General features: G+C 70.2%; 14 protein-coding genes and 1 pseudogene. 5 read left to right on the top strand and 10 right to left on the bottom strand.

Annotation, left to right across the window (positions count from 1 at the left end):
- The first annotated feature begins 32 nt into the window (after window positions 1-32).
- Window positions 33-3770: a transcription-repair coupling factor gene (mfd, locus tag EPA64_RS11900; RefSeq protein WP_246026736.1), complete on the top strand. Its 3738-nt coding sequence runs from the start codon at window positions 33-35 to the stop codon at window positions 3768-3770.
- A gap of 83 nt (window positions 3771-3853) precedes the next feature.
- Here the strand turns inward: mfd and EPA64_RS11895 are convergent, their stop codons facing one another.
- The 5 genes from EPA64_RS11895 to hisA all read right to left on the bottom strand — a co-directional run bounded on the left by EPA64_RS11895 (window position 3854) and on the right by hisA (window position 9048).
- Window positions 3854-5068, bottom strand: a complete 1215-nt coding sequence (locus EPA64_RS11895) for a hypothetical protein (protein WP_134726570.1) — start codon at window positions 5066-5068, stop codon at window positions 3854-3856.
- 83 nt (window positions 5069-5151) lie between these two features.
- Window positions 5152-5631, bottom strand: coding sequence for a hypothetical protein (locus tag EPA64_RS11890; protein WP_134726569.1), 480 nt, complete (start codon window positions 5629-5631; stop codon window positions 5152-5154).
- A 154-nt stretch (window positions 5632-5785) separates the two neighbouring features.
- Complete coding sequence (locus EPA64_RS11885; RefSeq protein ID WP_134726568.1) at window positions 5786-7432, bottom strand: CTP synthase; 1647 nt, start codon at window positions 7430-7432, stop codon at window positions 5786-5788.
- Between the two features lie 149 nt (window positions 7433-7581).
- Window positions 7582-8223, bottom strand: coding sequence for a preprotein translocase subunit SecG (gene secG / locus EPA64_RS11880; RefSeq protein ID WP_134726567.1), 642 nt, complete (start codon window positions 8221-8223; stop codon window positions 7582-7584).
- Between the two features lie 108 nt (window positions 8224-8331).
- Window positions 8332-9048: a 1-(5-phosphoribosyl)-5-[(5-phosphoribosylamino)methylideneamino]imidazole-4-carboxamide isomerase gene (gene hisA, locus EPA64_RS11875; RefSeq protein ID WP_134726566.1), complete on the bottom strand. Its 717-nt coding sequence runs from the start codon at window positions 9046-9048 to the stop codon at window positions 8332-8334.
- Window positions 9049-9202: 154 nt separating this feature from the next.
- On the opposite strand from hisA, the gene EPA64_RS11870 reads away from it, so the two are divergent.
- Window positions 9203-9589, top strand: coding sequence for a DUF2147 domain-containing protein (locus EPA64_RS11870; RefSeq protein WP_134726565.1), 387 nt, complete (start codon window positions 9203-9205; stop codon window positions 9587-9589).
- A gap of 106 nt (window positions 9590-9695) precedes the next feature.
- On the opposite strand, the gene edd is transcribed toward EPA64_RS11870, so the two are convergent.
- Window positions 9696-11498, bottom strand: a complete 1803-nt coding sequence (gene edd, locus EPA64_RS11865) for a phosphogluconate dehydratase (RefSeq protein ID WP_134726564.1) — start codon at window positions 11496-11498, stop codon at window positions 9696-9698.
- Between the two features lie 140 nt (window positions 11499-11638).
- Between edd and EPA64_RS11860 the strand changes: the two genes are divergently transcribed.
- The 3 genes from EPA64_RS11860 to EPA64_RS11850 are packed head-to-tail and all read left to right on the top strand — an operon-like array spanning window position 11639 to window position 13840.
- A complete protein-coding gene (locus tag EPA64_RS11860; RefSeq protein WP_134726563.1) occupies window positions 11639-12931 on the top strand; it encodes an adenylosuccinate synthase in 1293 nt (430 codons plus the stop codon).
- Window positions 12932-12935: 4 nt separating this feature from the next.
- Entirely contained in the window at window positions 12936-13151 is a 216-nt protein-coding gene (locus tag EPA64_RS11855; protein WP_134726562.1) for a DUF2842 domain-containing protein, read from the top strand.
- Window positions 13148-13840 (top strand): thiamine diphosphokinase, encoded by a 693-nt coding sequence (locus EPA64_RS11850; protein ID WP_134726561.1) that lies wholly within the window; start codon window positions 13148-13150, stop codon window positions 13838-13840. Before EPA64_RS11855 ends, EPA64_RS11850 begins: the two co-directional genes overlap by 4 nt.
- Here EPA64_RS11850 and EPA64_RS11845 read toward each other — a convergent pair.
- The 4 genes and pseudogenes from EPA64_RS11845 to EPA64_RS11835 all read right to left on the bottom strand — a co-directional run bounded on the left by EPA64_RS11845 (window position 13827) and on the right by EPA64_RS11835 (window position 17605).
- Window positions 13827-14438, bottom strand: a complete 612-nt coding sequence (locus tag EPA64_RS11845; RefSeq protein WP_425467032.1) for an ABC transporter permease — start codon at window positions 14436-14438, stop codon at window positions 13827-13829. The two genes, EPA64_RS11850 and EPA64_RS11845, sit on opposite strands and share 14 nt — an antisense overlap.
- 24 nt (window positions 14439-14462) lie before the next feature.
- A pseudogene (locus tag EPA64_RS17100) lies at window positions 14463-14756 on the bottom strand (ABC transporter permease); the annotation flags it as partial.
- 76 nt (window positions 14757-14832) lie between these two features.
- Window positions 14833-15840 (bottom strand): ABC transporter permease, encoded by a 1008-nt coding sequence (locus EPA64_RS11840; protein WP_134726559.1) that lies wholly within the window; start codon window positions 15838-15840, stop codon window positions 14833-14835.
- Window positions 15841-15904: 64 nt separating this feature from the next.
- Entirely contained in the window at window positions 15905-17605 is a 1701-nt protein-coding gene (locus EPA64_RS11835; RefSeq protein ID WP_134726558.1) for a peptide ABC transporter substrate-binding protein, read from the bottom strand.
- Window positions 17606-17666 lie beyond the last annotated feature (61 nt).

Raw genomic sequence — 17666 nt, 5'->3', positions numbered from 1 at the left:
GACTCCGCCGGCCCCCGCTTTACCTGACAACCATGTCCGAAACCCTGATCCTGTCCGGCGCGCCCGAAGGCCTTGACGCCGCCCTGATCGCGCGCGAGGCGGGGCGCGGCGCGCCCGTCATCCACATCGCCCGCGACGACCGGCGGATGGCGGCCATGCGCGCGGCGCTGTCGTTCTTTGCCCCCGCGCTGCCGGTGCTGGAATTGCCCGCGTGGGACACCACGCCCTATGACCGGGTGTCGCCGTCGGGCGAGATCATGGCCCAGCGGCTGCAGGTGCTGGCGGCGCTGGCGGCGGGCGCGATCAGGCCGCCGTTCGTCCTGCTGACCACGGTCAACGCCGCCGTGCAGCGCCTGCCCGGCGCCGGCATGGTGCGCGACGCGTCCTTTGTCGCGCGCAAGGGCGAGCGGCTGGACGAGGCGCGGCTGCGCGCCTTTCTGGTGCGGGTGGGCTTTGCCCAGTCGCCCACCGTGACCGAGCCGGGCGACTATGCGGTGCGCGGCGGCATCATCGACATCTATCCCCCCGGTCCCGGCGGGCCGGTCAGGCTGGACCTGTTCGGGGACGTGCTGGACGGCATCCGCCGCTTTGACGCCGACAGCCAGCGCAGCCTGGGCGCGCTGGACCGGGTCGAGATCGCGCCGATGTCCGAGGTGATCCTGGACGACGACGCCATCGCGCGGTTCCGCCAGAACTATCGCGCGGAATACGGCGGCGGGGCCAACGATCCGCTGTATGAATCGGTCAGCGCCGGGCAGAAGACCGCCGGCATGGAACACTGGCTGCCGTGGTTCCACGACCGGCTGGACAGCCTGTTCGATTACCTGCCCGGCGCATCCGTCGTGCTGGACGACCATCTGGAACAGCACCGCGCATCGCGCTGGCACACGATCACCGAACAGTTCGACGCCCGGCGCGAGGCGATGGGTCGCAGGGGCGGGGGCGACAGCGTCTATCGCCCGGTCGCTCCGCTGGCGCTGTTCGCCGACGAGGGTGAATGGAACCGCTGGCTGGGCGCGCACCGCGTCATCCGCCTGTCGGTGCTGGCGCAACCGCCGGGGCCGGGGGTGCTGGACGCGGGCGGCCGGGTGGGGCGCAACTTTGCGCCCGAGCGGCAGGCCGAAAAGACCGATCTGTTCGGCGCGCTGGCCGACCACATCCGCGACCTGCAAAAGACCCGCCGCGTCGTCGTCGCCAGCTTTTCCGACGGCGCGCGCGAGCGGCTGACCGGCCTTCTGGCCGACGAGGGGCTGGGCGGCGGCGTCGCCATCGACGACATCCGCGCCCTTCCGGAGGCGCGGGGCGCGCTGGGGCTGGCGGTCTGGCCGCTGGACGAGGGGTTCGTCAGCGACGGTCAGGCGACCGGGCCGCTGGCGGTGATCTCCGAACAGGACGTGCTGGGCGACCGGCTGATCCGGGGCGCGAAAAAGCGGCGGCGGGCGCAGAACTTCCTTAAGGATACGCAAAGCCTGACGCCGGGCGATCTGGTCGTTCACGTCGAACACGGCATCGGCCGCTATACCGGGCTTGAGACGATCCGCGCGCTGGGGGTGCCGCACGACTGCGTGGCGCTGGAATACGCGGGCGGCGACCGGCTGTTCCTGCCGGTCGAAAACATCGAGCTGCTGACCCGTTACGGCCACGAGGAAGGCTTGCTGGACAAGCTGGGCGGCGGGGCGTGGCAGGCCCGCAAGGCGCGGCTGAAGGAACGCATCCGCCTGATCGCCGACCGCCTGATGCGCGTCGCGGCCGAACGGCTGCTGCGGTCGGCCCCGGTGCTGGAACCCGAGCATCATGAGTGGGAGGCCTTTGCCGCCCGCTTTCCCTGGACGGAGACCGACGACCAGGCCGCGGCCATCGCCGACGTGGCCGAGGATCTGGCCGCAGGCCGCCCGATGGACCGGCTGGTGGTGGGCGACGTGGGCTTCGGCAAGACCGAGGTCGCCATGCGGGCGGCCTTTGTCGCGGCAAGCCAGGGCAAGCAGGTGGCGGTGGTCGCGCCCACGACGCTGCTGGCGCGCCAGCATTACCGCGGGTTCGCCGAGCGCTTTCGCGGCACCGCGATCAACGTGCGCCCGCTGTCGCGTTTTGTCACCGCCAAGGACGCCGCCGCCACCCGCGCCGGGCTGTCGGACGGCAGCGTCGATATCGTCGTCGGCACCCATGCGGTGCTGGCCAAGCAGGTCCGCTTCAAGGATCTGGGCCTGCTGGTCATCGACGAGGAACAGCATTTCGGCGTCGCCCACAAGGAACGGCTGAAGGAACTGCGGTCGGACATCCACGTCCTGACCCTGACCGCCACGCCGATCCCGCGCACGCTGCAACTGTCGCTGACGGGCGTGCGCGACCTGTCCATCATCGGCACGCCGCCGGTCGACCGCCTGGCGATCCGCACCTATGTGTCCGAGTTCGACAGCGTCACCATCCGCGAGGCGTTGCTGCGCGAGAAATACCGCGGCGGGCAAAGCTTTTTCGTGGTCCCGCGCCTGTCGGACCTGCCCGAGGTCGAGGACTGGCTGCGCGAACACGTGCCCGAGGTCTCGACCATCGTCGCGCACGGCCAGCTGGCGGCGGGCGATCTGGACCAGCGGATGAACGCCTTCTACGACGGCAGCCATGACGTGCTGCTGGCCACGTCCATCGTGGAATCGGGGCTGGATATCCCGACGGCGAACACGATGGTCGTCTGGCGGTCCGACATGTTCGGGCTGGCGCAGCTTTACCAGATCCGGGGCCGGGTCGGGCGGTCGCGGACGCGGGCCTATTGTTATCTGACCACGAAACCGCGCGTGCCGCTGACCCCGCAAGCGATAAGGCGGCTGAAGTTCCTCGGCTCGATCGATTCTCTGGGGGCGGGGTTCAACCTCGCCAGCCAGGACCTCGACCTGCGCGGCGCGGGCAACCTGCTGGGAGAGGAGCAGTCCGGCCACATCAAGGAGGTGGGGTTCGAACTGTATCAGGCGATGCTGGAGGAGACGATCGCCAAGCTGAAATCGGGCGAGCTGGACGGCACGCCCGAGGACGACTGGGCGCCGCAACTGGCGCTGGGCGTGCCGGTGACGATCCCGGAAAGCTTTATCCCCGACCTTGACGTGCGGCTGGAGCTGTATCGCCGCCTCGCGCAGCTTTCGACCAAGGTCGAGTTGGAGGGCTTTGCGGCCGAGCTGATCGACCGCTTCGGTCCCCTCCCGCGCGAGGTGAACACGCTGCTGCTGGTCATCCGCATCAAGGCGATGGCCAAGCGCGCCAACATCGCCACGCTGACGGCCGGTCCCAAGGGGGCGACGGTGGGTTTCCACATGGACAAGTTCCCGAACCCGGCGGGGCTGGTCGCCTTTATCGCGGACGAACGCGGACAGGCGCGGATCGCCGACAACAAGCTGGTGGTGCGCCGCGAATGGGCCACCGACGCCGACCGCATCAAGGGCGCATTCGCCATCGCCAAGGATCTGGCCGCCAAGGCGCGCGAGGGCGCGGCGGACGGCGCGGGCAAGGCGGGCACGGCAGGGCAGGCCGATGCGCGGCAGGACGGAAAGGGCGGCCCCGCTGGCGGCAAGCCCGGCCCCGCCGGCGACAAGGGCGGTCCTGTCGGCAAGGTCGTTTCCGCCAGTGGCAAGGCGGGGGACAAGAACCAGTCCAGCCCGGCGCGCCGTTTCGAACAGGCGGCCGGGACCGGCGCGCGCAACTCCGGCAAGCCGGGCAAGGCACCGGTCAAGGGCGGCCCCGGCAGCCAGCCCGGCGGCCGCACCCGCTGGCCGGGGCGCGGCTGAGGGGGGCATCGCCGCGCCGCAGCGCAGCGCCCGCGACGCATCGCGCCACAGGAACCCCCGACGCGCCCTGGCAAAGTGCCGGATCACGACAGGCTGAGATCGATCCGCGCGGTCGCGTTCAGCAGCGAGCCGACCCGGTCGCGGATGCGGGCGTGAAAATCCTCAAGCTGCGTCATGATGGCGGACAGGCCACCGTCGCGCCCGCGCAGGCGGCCGCTTTCGACCTCTCCCAGGATGCGGACCTGATCGAGGCCGACCATCAGGCGCTGGAACGATTCGGCGTCGCGCCGCACGCCGCGCAGGTGGCGGTCGATCACCGCCATGTCGGCGGCCCTGGCGTTCTGCGCCTGCGCGCAGTAATCGGCCACGCGGGCGCATTCCGCGGCCGCATCGGTGCCCCCGAACATCGCAGCCTGCGCAAGCCCCGGCATCGCGGCCCGCAGCAGCAGCGCCGAGGACCGGGCCAGGATCGCCCGGTCCAGCTGGCCGACCAGCATCCGCGCCGATCCGGCGCCCGATCCCGATCCCGTGCCCGAACCCGCCTTGCCGGTGCCATCCAGCCGCGCGATCAGTTCGGCCGCCGTGCGCTTATAGCTGTCCGCGATGGCGCTGACCGGGCCGCCCGACGGTTCCAGCCGCGAGGCGAGGATGCGCATGTTCGTCGGGATCAGGTGCAGCATCCTGAACGTCGCCAGCAGCTGGTCCTGTTCCCGGCGCAGCCCGATCAGCTGCTGGCGCAACCCCAGCAGCATCCGCATGCCGTCCAGATCGGGCGATGCGGCCCCGCGATGGGCCAGCTCGTCCGCGCCCGCCTCGGCCATCAGCCCCGGAAAATCGACAAGGCCGCGGGTTTCCAGCCGGCCCGCCAGCAGCGAGGCCACGGCTGCATCCGTCTGGCCCCCCCGTTCGGCGGCGCGCATTTCGGCGTAAAGCGCGCGAATTTCGGGGAACAGCTGCCCCTGCGGCGGGGTGCCAAGCGCCAGATACCCCCCCGGCGTCGGCACGATGAGGGTGAAGGACCAGGAATACCGCCCGTCAGCCGCGATGTTGTGCAGATAGGTCGCGGCCGGCTGTCCCGCGCGCAGCCGCTTCCACATCAGCGCAAGGACGACCCGCGGCATGTCGGGGTGGCGGACCATGCGGACATGCGCGCCGGTCAACCGGCCCGGCGGGCATCCCGAAACCTCGGCCAGCAGGGGGTTGCCGGCCTGGAACTGCCCCCCGCGGTCGATTCGTGCATAAAAGAACTGGCCCGGCGCAAACGGGCGAGGGGCGTCGATCGGCGTGATGTCAGGCATTGTGCGTCCATGATCTGGCCGCACCGGTCTAGCCCAGACAGGTTAACCGCAGGTTGAACCGGCCATCAACAAATGCTGCGCCTTCAGTCAAAGAACCGGCCCGCGCAGGCCTGCGTCACGCCGAACGCCAGCCCGCCGCCGGTGTCGGCGACGGTGCCGCACCACCGCCCATCGGCCGCGAACAGCGACCTTGTGCCCCGCGCCGGGCGATAGGCGACGCGCCGCCCCGATCGCGTGAACAGGTTCAGCGTGCCGCCGTTGGTCGTGTAATAGCCCACCGCCTCGTCGCCCGCCCAGATCGCGCGACCGCCATCGGGACCGTTCGCCGGGTTGTCGGGCGCGTTGGCGCGGATGCCCGACCCGTTGCCGGGCGCGCCCGCCGAATTGCCCGCCGCCGAAGGCAGGTTCCCCGCGCGCGAGGGGGCGTTCGCGGGCGCCCCCGGTCCCAGGTCGAACGGCATCTGCGCCGGATCGACGATGAACAGCGGCGCGTCGCCGAGCGCCGGCCAGGGCGCCGCGATCAGCAGGGCGGTCATCAGCGCCGGGATTGACGGAATCTTCATTCTTTTACCCTAGCGGTGGGGCCGGGGCACACTCAAGGACACAGGCAGGCGAGGGAGAGCGGCAAGGGAACAGCACCGATACGGCGGGCCGGCCGCCGGACCGCGGACGAGACCGGCGGGCCGCCCGCAGCGGCGCAGGGCGCTGGCCCGCGGATCACACCATCCGCTCCTGCTCTTTCGCGGCGCGGACGAAATCGGCGAACAGCGGCGCGGGGGCGAAGGGCTTGGATTTCAGCTCGGGGTGCGACTGCACGCCGATGAACCACGGGTGGCCTGCCGCCTCGACGACCTCGGGCAGGCGGCCGTCGGGCGACATGCCGGAAAACACCAGCCCGGCGTCCTCGAGCTGCTGGCGATAGGCGGCGTCCACCTCATAGCGGTGGCGATGGCGGTCCTCGATCTCGGTCGCGCCGCCATAGACCTGGCTGACGCGCGAGCCGGGCTTGAGGATGGCGGTATAGGCGCCCAGCCGCATGGTGCCGCCCTTGTCGTCGCCCGGCTTGCGTTCGACCCGGTGGTTGCCCTGCACCCATTCCTTGAGGTGATAGACGACCGGCGTGAACCGGCTGACCCCCGCCTCGTGGTCGAACTCTTCGGATCCGGCGTCGGGGATGCCGGCCAGGTTGCGCGCCGCCTCGACCACGGCCATCTGCATGCCCAGGCAGATGCCCAGATAGGGCACGCCCTTTTCGCGCGCGTATTTGGCGGCCGAGATCATGCCCTCGGTCCCGCGCTCGCCAAAGCCGCCGGGCACGAGGATGCCGTGATAGCCGTCCAGCCGGTGGGTGCCGTCGGGGGCCTCGATGTCCTCGGCGGCGATCCATTCGGGGCGCACGCGGACGCGGTTGGCCATGCCGCCGTGGGTCAGCGCCTCGGAGATCGACTTATAGGCGTCCTCGAGCTGGGTGTATTTCCCGACGATGGCGATCCTGACCTCGCCCTCGGCGTTGGTCAGGCGGTCCATCACGTCTTCCCACCGCGACAGGTCGGGGCGGGGCGCCGGGCTGATCTGGAAGGCGTCCAGCACCGCGCGGTCAAGGCCCGCGCGGTGATAGGCCATCGGCGCCTCGTAGATCGACTTGAGGTCATAGGCCGGGATCACCGCGTCCGGGCGCACGTTGCAGAACAGCGCGATCTTGGCGCGTTCGCGGTCGGGGATCGGCTGTTCGGACCGGCAGACCAGCACGTCGGGCTGCAGGCCGATGGACCGCAGTTCCTTGACGGAATGCTGGGTCGGCTTGGTCTTCAGCTCTCCGCTTGCCGCCAGCCACGGCAGCAGCGTCAGGTGCATGAAGATGCACTGGCCGCGCGGGCGGTCCTGGGCGAACTGGCGGATCGCCTCGAAGAACGGCAGGCCCTCGATGTCGCCGACGGTGCCGCCGATCTCGCACAGCATGAAATCGACCTCGGTGTCGCCGACGGCAATGAAGTCCTTGATTTCGTTGGTGACGTGCGGGATCACCTGAATGGTTTTGCCCAGATATTCGCCGCGGCGTTCCTTTTCCAGCACGTTGGAATAGACGCGGCCGGCGCTGATGGAATCGGTGCGCCGCGCGCTGACGCCGGTGAACCGTTCATAGTGGCCCAGATCCAGGTCGGTTTCCGCGCCGTCGTCGGTGACGAAGACCTCGCCATGTTCGAACGGCGACATCGTGCCTGGATCGACGTTCAGATAGGGGTCCAGCTTGCGCAGGCGGACGGTAAAGCCGCGGGCCTGCAGCAGCGCCCCCAGCGCGGCCGAGGCCAGCCCCTTGCCAAGCGAGGATACGACGCCGCCGGTGATGAAGATGTAACGCGCCATGCGGTCCCCGTGATCGTTTCTGCAGATGCGGCAACGCGGTCCAGGACCGGCATTTCACGGGAGTCGGGATATAGCCGATTCTCCGCCAGCCCGCAACGGACCGCGATGTCTGGTGTCGATGGGGCGGGCGCGCCCCAATTTATTGTGGATCAGTTGCCGGCCGGGGCCGGGGTGTTCAGCGGAACGGTGGTCGTGGTGGTGGTGCCGCCGGTCGCGGCGGGTTCCGCCGCCGGTTCGACGGGCGGGGCGGCGGGCGCGGGGGCCGCTGCCCGAGCGGGCGTCGTCGCCGGGGCAGGGGCCGTCGCCGGGATGTCCTCCGCGGCGGGGGTGTCGGTTGCCGGCGCCGGAGACGTCTCGGCCGGTGCTGCGGCGGGCGCGGCATCGGCGGCCGGTGCTGCGGGCGCGGTGCCGCTTGCGCCGGGCGGCAGGACCGGCTGGCCCGGCAGCACGGGCTGGCCCGCCGGCGGCGGCGGCGCATAGGAGGGCAACTGCGGCAGGCCGTTCGCCGGAGCCTCGGACACGGGGGCGCCGCCGATGCGGTCCATCACCGATCCGCCGACGGAATTGCGCGCCGCGATCACGGTCAGCGCCAGCGAGGTCACGATGAACCCCGCGGCCAGCATCCATGTGGCCCGGCTGAGCGCGTTGGCCGCCTGGCGGCCGGTCATCACGCCGCCGCCACCGCTGCCGCCGCCAAGGCCCAGCCCCCCGCCCTCGGACCGCTGCAGCAGGACCACGCCGATCAGCAGCACGGCGAGGATCAGATGCACGGTCAGAACGACGTTTTCCACGGGGTCGGGCCTTTCTCGCAGGACGCGCCTATCTAGTCACGGGGCAAGGGGATGGCAAGCTGGTCGCGACCCCGGTCCGCATATCCCCGCCGGGCAGGCGGGCAGCGGTCAGGCCAGCGCCCGCAGCGCCTGCGAAAGGTCGATGGCGCCGTCGTAAAGTGCGCGCCCGGAAATCGCCCCGGCGATGACGCCGGTGTCGCGCAGCGCCGTCAGGTCCGCCAGCGCCGCGACGCCCCCCGACGCGATCACCGGGATCGTGACGGCGCGTGCCAGCGCCTCGGTCGCGGCAATGTTGGGGCCGCCCATCGCTCCGTCGCGGTCGATGTCGGTATAGATGATCGCGGCGACGCCCGCGTCCTGGAACCGGCGGGCAAGGTCCGTCGCGTCGATCTCGGTCGCCTCGGCCCAGCCGCGGGTGGCGACGCGGCCCGCGCGCGCGTCGATTCCGACGGCGATGCGGCCGGGGTGGGCGGCCGCGGCCTCGGCCACCAGCGCGGGGTTTTCGACCGCGACGGTGCCCAGGATGACGCGGCGGACGCCGCCCTCAAGCCAGGCGTCGATGGTGGCGCGGTCGCGGATGCCGCCGCCCAGCTGCACGGGAATGGTCACGGTGGCCAGGATCGCCTGCACCGCCGCCGCGTTGACCGGCCGCCCGGCAAAGGCGCCGTTCAGGTCCACCAGATGCAGCCACTGCGCGCCCGCGTCCTGGAACGCGCGCGCCTGCGCCGCCGGATCGGTGCCGAACACCGTCGCCGCGTCCATGTCGCCGCGCAGCAGCCGGACGCAGGCGCCGTCCTTGAGGTCGATGGCGGGGTAAAGGATCATGCGGGCGACTCCGTTCCTGAAACCTGCGCCGGGCCATGCCACAGCGGCGCGGGCGGGGGAAGATGGGGCGCCGCCCGGCAGCGGACCCCACGTCACGCTTGCCGGAATCGGGCGCGCGGCCCCTGATGCGCGTGGGAGATCAGGGAGGACACCCATGAAGACTGTTGCGCTGGCCGCCGCGTTCGCGCTGGCCGCCACGGCGGCCCTTGCCGCCGATCCGATCGAGGGCCTGTGGCAGACCCAGGCCGACGAGGGCGCATTCGCCTTTGTCGCCGTCAAGCCCTGCGGCCCAGCGTTCTGCGGCACCATCGTCAAGACCTTCAAGGGCAAGGACGAGTATCAGTCGCCGAACCTGGGCAAGCAGATCGTGACCGGGATGACGCCGGACGGCGGCGGCGGATACAAGGGCAAGGTGCTGCGACCCGCCGACAACAAGGTCTATAACGGCAAGGCGTCGGTCAGCGGCGGCACGATGAAGCTGTCGGGCTGCGTCGCGGGCGGACTGATCTGCAAGTCGCAGACCTGGACCCGGCTGAAGTGACGCGCTGACCGCGCGGCCGGACCGGGGCGCTGCCCCGGACCCCGGGATATTTGCCCCCCGGTGAAAGACGGGGCGGGGCGCGGGTTCGGTGAGGGGGGAGGGGGCGTCAGACGACGATTCCCGCCCCCTGGTCCACCGGGGCCGCGTGGGCGCGGAAGGCCGCGAACAGCTCGCGTCCCATGCCCTGGGCGCTGGGGGCGGGGTCGTGCGCGACCGGGGTGCGCGCCGCGAAATCGGGCGCGAGGCAGTCCAGTGTGCCCGCCACCGCGTCCAGCCGCAGCACATCGCCGTCGCGCAGCCGCGCCAGCGGGCCGCCGGTCGCGGCCTCGGGGCTGACATGGATCGCGGCGGGCACCTTGCCGGATGCGCCCGACATGCGGCCGTCGGTGACCAGCGCCACGCGCAGGCCGCGGTCCAGCAGCACCGCCAGCGTCGGCGTCAGCGAGTGCAGTTCCGGCATCCCGTTTGCGCGCGGACCCTGGAAGCGGACGACGACGATGGTGTCCTGCGTGAACTCGCCCGCCTTGAACGCGGCCTTGACCTTGTCCTGATCGTCGAAGATGCGGGCCGGGGCCTCGATCACGTGCAGGTCGGGCTTGACGGCTGACGCCTTGATGACCGCGCGGCCCAAATTGCCCGACAGCATGTGCAGCCCGCCCGTGGGGGCGAAGGGGTCGCGCGCGGGGCGCAGGATGCGGTCGTTCAGCGTCTCGCGCGCGCCCGGCACCCAGGTCAGCCCGGCGTCGGTCAGCCGCGGCTCGGCCGTGTAACGCGACAGCCCGTCGCCCGCCACCGTGCGCACGTCCTCGTGCAGCAGCCCGGTGTCCAGCAGTTGCGCGATCAGGAACCCAAGGCCCCCGGCGGCGTGGAAGTGGTTCACGTCGGCCAGCCCGTTCGGATAGACCCGCGCCAGCAGCGGCACGGCCTGGCTGATGTCGTGGAAATCCTGCAGGTCCAGGATGACGCCCGCCGCCCGCGCCATCGCGGGCAGGTGGATCACCAGGTTCGTGGACCCGCCCGTCGCCATCAGCCCGACCAGCCCGTTGACGAAGGCGCGTTCGTCCAGAATGGCGCTGACCGGCCGCCAGTCGTTGCCCAGCCGCGTGATCTGCGCGGCGCGGGTGACGCCTGCGACGGTCAGCGCCTCGCGCACCGGCGTGTCGGGGTTGACGAAGCTCGCGCCGGGCAGGTGCAGGCCCATGAACTCCATCAGCATCTGGTTGGTGTTCGCGGTGCCGTAAAAGGTGCAGGTGCCCGGCGCGTGATAGGACGCCATCTCGGCCGCCATCAGCGCCTCGCGCCCGATCTTGCCGGCGGCGAAGTCCTGGCGGACGCGGGCCTTTTCATCGTTGGGCAGGCCCGAGGGCATCGGCCCGCCCGGCAGGAACACCGCCGGGACATGGCCGAATGTCGCCGCGGCGATGACCAGCCCCGGCACGATCTTGTCGCAGATGCCCAGCCAGACGGCGGCGTCGAAGGTGTCGTGCGACATGGCGACGCCCGCCGCCAGCGCGATCACGTCGCGGGAAAACAGCGACAGCTCCATCCCCGCGCGGCCCTGGGTCACGCCGTCGCACATGGCGGGCACGCCGCCCGCGACCTGCGCGGTCGCGCCCGCCGCGTGGGCGGCGCGGCGGATCAGGTCGGGATAACGTTCATACGGCTGATGGGCCGACAGCATGTCGTTATAGGCGGTGACGATGCCGATGTTGGGCTTGGCGGTCTGCGCCATGTCGGCCTTGTCGTCCATCGCGGCATAGGCGTGGGCCTGGTTGCCGCAGGACAGATGCGCGCGGCGGGGCCCGTCCTCGGCCGCCAGCGCGATCTTGGCCAGATAGGCCGTCCGGCTTTGGGCCGAGCGTTCGCGGATGCGGTCGGTGACGCGGTCGATGACGGGGTGCAGGGTCATGGCTGGCTCTCGCGGCGGCTGGCACAAGGATAGGTCGTTAGCGTTAACGGCGCAACACTCGCGCGGGCCGCGCCGCAAGCGGCTTTCCCCGGGCGTCCCGCAGGTCTATACCGCGCCCGGATCGACATAGGGGACCAGGCATGGCGAACGTGGTGGTGGTCGGCGCCCAATGGGGCGACGAGGGCAAGGGCAAGATCGTCGACTGGCTGTCTGAACGCGCCGACGTGATCGCCCGCTTTCAGGGCGGCCACAACGCCGGCCACACGCTGGTCATCGGCAATACCGTGTTCAAGCTGTCGCTGCTGCCGTCGGGCATCGTGCGGGCGGGCAAGCTGGCGGTGATCGGCAACGGCGTCGTGCTGGACCCCTGGGCGCTGTTTTCAGAAATCGACAAGCTGGCCGGGCAGGGGGTGGCGATTTCCACCGACAACCTGATGATCGCGGAAAACACGCCGCTGATCCTGCCGCTGCACCAGGATCTGGACCGCCTGCGCGAAGAGGCCGCGGGCGCGTCCAAGATCGGCACCACCGGCCGCGGCATCGGCCCGGCGTATGAGGACAAGGTCGGCCGCCGGGTGATCCGCGTCGCCGACCTGGGCGACGAGGAGACGCTGGACAGCCGGCTGGACCGCCTGCTGGCCCATCACGACCCGCTGCGGCAGGGGCTGGGCGCGGACCCGATCGACCGCGCGGACCTGAAAGCGCGGCTGCTGGAGATCGCGCCCAAGCTGCTGCCCTATGCGCAGCCGGTATGGAAGATCATGGCCGACGCCCGCCGCGCGGGCAAGCGCATCCTGTTCGAGGGCGCGCAGGGATCGCTGCTGGACATCGACTTCGGCACCTATCCCTATGTCACCTCGTCCACCACGATGGCCGGGATGGCCGCCAGCGGCACCGGCATGGGGCCGGGGGCGATCGGCTATGTGCTGGGGATCGTCAAGGCCTATACCACCCGCGTGGGGTCCGGCCCGTTCCCGACCGAGCTGGAGGACGGCATCGGCCAGCGGCTGGGCGAGCGCGGGCACGAGTTCGGCACCGTCACCGGGCGCAAGCGCCGCTGCGGCTGGTTCGACGCGGCGCTGGTGCGCCAGACCTGCGCGATCAGCGGCGTCAACGGTATCGCCCTGACCAAGCTGGACGTGCTGGACGGGTTCGAGACGCTGAAGATCTGCACCGGTTATACGGTGGACGGGCAGCACTACGACTATCTGCCGACCGCCGCCGCCCTGCAGGCGCGCGCGGTCCCCGTCTATGAAGAGATCGAGGGCTGGACGGAATCGACCGAAGGCGCGCGGTCGTGGGCCGACCTGCCCGCCGCGGCGGTGAAATACGTCCGCCGCATCGAGGAGCTGATCCAGTGCCCCGTCGCGCTGCTGTCCACCAGCCCGGAACGCGACGACACGATCCTTGTCCACGATCCCTTTGCGGACTGACTTCATGGACCTGAAAGCCCGCAAGCGCTGGTCGCTGGTGCTGCTGCTGATCTGGCTGCCGCTTTGGGTCGTCATCGCGGTCACGCTGATGAACTGGCTGGACGCCAAGTTCGGCCGGATGCCGATCTGGGCCGAGGTGCCGGTCTATATCGTGCTGGCCTTCGCCTGGGTGCTGCCGTTCCGCCGGGTGTTCCGCGGCGTCGGCCGCGGCGAGGGATGACGCCGGTCCTGCGGACGACGCAGGGCGTGACGCTGATCGGCGGGGGTGCGGTCACGGCGGATGACGCGGCAGTGGCGCTGGCCCGCGCGCCGGTGGTCATGGCCGCCGACGGCGGGGCCGCCAAGGCGCTGGCGCTGGGGCTGACGCCGCGGGCGGTGGCCGGCGACATGGATTCGCTGCCCGATGCGGCGCGGACGGCGATCCCGCCCGACCGGCTGCACCGCATCGCCGAACAGGATTCGACCGATTTCGAGAAATGCCTGACCCGCGTGGCCGCCCCGTTCGTCATCGGGATCGGCTTTGCGGGCGACCGCACCGATCACCTGCTGGCGGCGCTGAACGTGCTGGTGCGGGTGCGGGTGCCGCCCTGCCTGCTGCTTGCCGGGGCCGACGTGATCCTGGCCGCGCCCCCCCGGCTGGCGCTGGACCTGGCCCCCGGCACGCGGCTGTCGCTGTTCCCGATGGGGCGCGTCACCGGCGCCAGCCGGGGGCTGCGCTGGCCGCTGGACGGGCTGGCGCTGGACTCGGCGGGGCGGGTGGGCACCTCGAACGAGGCGGCCGGGCCGGTCGTGCTGGAACTGACCGGCCCGTGCCTTGTGATCCTGCCGCGCGCGCATCTGGATGCGGCGCTGGCGGGGCTGGGCCTCGGCGGCGGTGGCCTCGGCCGCGGGGGCCTCAGCGCCCCCTGATCCGCGGGTCCATCGCGTCGCGCAGCCCGTCGCCGATATAGTTGACGGTCAGCACCGTCAGCGAGATCAGCAGCCCCGGCATCACCACCCGCCACGGATACATCTGCATCTGCGGAATCGCGTCATACAGCAGCCGCCCCCATGTCGGGAAATCGGGCGGGAAGCCCAGCCCCAGGAACGACAGCGCCGATTCGGTGATGATGGCCGTGGCGATACCCAGCGTCGCGGCCACCATGATCGGCGACAGCACGTTGGGCAGGATGTGGCGCATCACCATGCGCCGGTTGGGCGTGCCGATGGACCGGGCGGCCAGGATGAACTCGCGCTCTTTCAGGCCCAGCACGTCGCCGCGCACGATCCGGGCGGCCTGCATCCAGCTGGTCGCGCCGATGGCGGTCACGATCAGCAGGAACGTGCCCGTGCCCGTCCCCAGCGACTTGGACAGCGGCTCGCGGAACAGCGTCACCATCAGCAGCAGCAGCGGCAGCAGCGGCAGCGCCAGGAACAGCTCGATCAACCGGCTGAGGGGCGCGTCCAGCCGCCGGAAATACCCGGCCAGGATGCCGATCAGGCTGCCCAGCGTCACCGCGATGGTCATCGCCGTCAGCCCCACGGCGATGGACACCCGCCCCCCCGCCATCAGCCGCGCCAGCATGTCGCGGCCCAGCTGGTCGGTGCCCAGCGGATGTGCGGCGGACGGTCCCTTGTTGCGGGCGCGGATGTCCACGAAGGTCGCGTCCACCGTCCAGATCCACGGGCCGACCGCCACGAACAGGACGATCAGCACGAACAGCACCAGCGCCACCATCGCGCCCCGGTGATGGCTGAACTGGCGCCACACGTCCGCCCACTGGCTGCGGGTCGCGGGCGTCTCGTTCAGGGGCGCGGCGGCGACGGGGTCGGCGGGGGGCAGCATCTCGGCCCCCGGCGCGGCGGCGTTCGACGCCGTCTCGCGGATCAGCTGCGCGCGGTTCTGGGCGGCGTCGGTGGACTCAGTCATAGCGGATCCGGGGGTCTAGGACGCCATACAGCAAATCGGCGATCAGGGTGAAGAACACGATCAGGATGGCAAAGATGAAGGTCAGCGTCAGCACCATCGGGATGTCGTTGGCGTGGATGGCGGAAATCAGCAGCTGCCCCAGCCCGTTCACCTGGAACACCTGTTCGGTGATGATGGCGCCGCCGAACACCGCCGGCAGCCCCAGCGCGATCACCGTGACGACCGGGATCAGGCTGTTGCGCAGCACGTGTTTCAGCACCACGGTCTTTTCGGTCAGCCCCTTGGCGCGGGCGGTGCGGACGTAATCCTGCCGCAGGTTGTCCAGCATCGACGCCCGCATGAAGCGGCTGATCTGCGCCGCGTTATACAGCGCCAGCACCGTCACCGGCATGACCATCTGGCGCGCCTGCGCCTTGAAGCTGGCCCAGTCCGTCACCCGCAGCGTGGTGTCATAGACCGACGGGAACCAGCCCAGGTTCACCGCGAACACGATGATCAGCACGACGCCGGTGAAGAACGTCGGCATCGAAAACCCGACCATCGACACGAAGGTGCCCAGCTGGTCGAACCACGAATATTGCTTGTAGGCCGAGACGATCCCGATCGGGATCGCGATCAGCACCCCGATCAGATAGCTGAAGCCGACGACGGTCAGCGTCTGCGGGACGCGCTGCGCGATCACGTCGAACACCGGGCTGCGCGACTGAAAGCTGATGACGCGCTGCTGCCCCTCGACGATAGTGGTGCCGAACGCCTGGTCGAACCAGTGCATCGGCTCGATCCAGAAGAACTGCTTAAGCCACAGCACATAGCGGATGTACCAGGCCTGCCCCAGGCCCAGCGCCTCGCGCATGCGTTCCTTGACCTCGGGGGGGACGGTCATCGGCACGTCGCCCAGCGGATCGCCCGGCGACAGTTCCAGCAGCAGGAAGATGACAAGCGAGATGAACAGCAGCGTGGGGATGGCCAGCAGCAGCCGGCGCAATGCATAGGTCAGCATCGGAGTGTCCCGGAAAAGGGGACCGCCCCGGCGCAAGGGCCGGGACGGTCGGGGTCAGGTCAGATCACTTTACCCGGAACCAGTCCGAGGCGTTCCACAGCTCGGTGTCCCAGACGTTCAGCACGACGCCGCCCAGCTGGTTGGAATGGGCCGAGAAGCGGGCGCGCGAGATCAGCGGCACGACCGTGTTGCTGTCCACGGTCAGCATGTTGTTCATCTTCTTCGCAAGCTCGCCGCGCTTGGCCATGTCGGCGGTCTTGCCCATCTCGACCACCAGCGCGTCATAGGCCGGATCGCAGAAGCGGTTCACGTTCTCGCCCTGCCACTGGGTCTCGGGGCTGGGGGCCTTGTCGCAGGTATACTGCGCCAGATAGGGTTCGGGGTCGGTGCCGTCGAAGTTGTTGGCATACATCTCGACGTCGGCATAGAACTTTTGCAGCGTGTCGGGCGACCCCGCGTCGCCGCCGAAGAACACCGATCCGTCGACCGTCTTCAGCTCGGTCTCGACGCCGATTTCCGACCACCACTGCTTGATGATCGACTGGAACTCCTGCCGCACCGGGTTGACCGAGCTTTGGAACAGCAGCCGCAGCGGCTTGCCGTCCTTTTCGCGGATGCCGTTGCCGCCGACGGTCCAGCCCGCCTCCTCCAGCAGGGCCTTGGCGCCCTCGATGTCCTGGGTCAGGCAGCTGGTGTTGGCCGCGGCGAACTGTTCGGGCGCGGGCACCAGGTCGCAGGTGGCCTGGCCGGCGTCGCCATAGCCGATGTCGTTCAGCGCGACGCGGTCGATGGCCATCGACAGCGCGGCCCGGACCTTGGGGTCGGACAGGATGGGGTGGGGGTGCTTGGCGGTGGCCCGCTCGTCGGGCGGCAGGTCCGACGACGGGTCGGTCATGTTCATCTCGATCCGCTCGACCAGCGTGCCATAGGCCGACAGGAACTGGCCCTTGCCGGCCGCCTTCATCTGTTCCTGCACCTCGGGCGAGACCTGGGTGTTCCAGGCATAGTCGAACTCGCCCGTCTCCATCACCGCGCGGGTGGCGGCGGTCGCGTCGCCGCCGCCCTTGACCATCGCGGTCGCGAAGGCGGGCTTGGCCGGGTCGCGGTATTCGGGGTTCGCCTCAAGCATCACGACGTCGTTCGTCTTGAAGTCGGTGACGCGGAACGGCCCGGTGCCGATCGGGCGAAAGTTCTGGTCGGTGCAGGTCGAGGCCGCCGGCCCCAGGCAGTTGGCGAACTGCGCCTTTTGCAGGATGGGCGAGGTCGCGCCGACGAAGGCCATGAACGGGTTGGGCTTGGGTTCGGCGAACGTGACCTTGACGGTCAGCGGGTCCACGGCCTCGACGCTTTCGATGCCCTCGTATCGCGCCAGCTGGGCGCAGCCCCCCTCGGGGTGCATGCAGTATTCGGCGGTGAACTTGACGTCCTCGGCGGTAAAGGGGGTGCCGTCGGACCATTTCAGGTCGGGCGTGATCTTCCAGGTGATCGTCCTCAGATCCTCGGAGATGCCGCCGTTCTCGACCGACGGGATCTCGGACACCAGGCGCGGGATGACAACGCCCTTTTCGTCGAACCCGGCCAGCGGTTCCAGAACCAGGCTGCCGACCTCGACGTCCTTGGTGCCGGACGACAGATACGCGTTCATCGTGGACACGGCCTGCGAATACAGGATGTTGACCTGACCGTCGCTGCCGCGTTCCGCCTGTGCGGCGCTGGCCAGCGCGATCGTCGCGGCGGCGCCCATCATCAGGGTCTTGAGTTTCATCGAAGTCTCCCGGTTGGAATGTGACCCGCGGGGTCTGCGACGACCGGCGCCGACGGTCGTA

It is taken from the genome of Paracoccus luteus, assembly GCF_004522155.1.
In the GTDB taxonomy this organism is placed as follows: Bacteria; Pseudomonadota; Alphaproteobacteria; order Rhodobacterales; family Rhodobacteraceae; genus Paracoccus; species Paracoccus luteus.
Note: the sequence above shows the minus strand (reverse complement) of the source record. Positions and strands in the feature narration are given on the sequence as shown.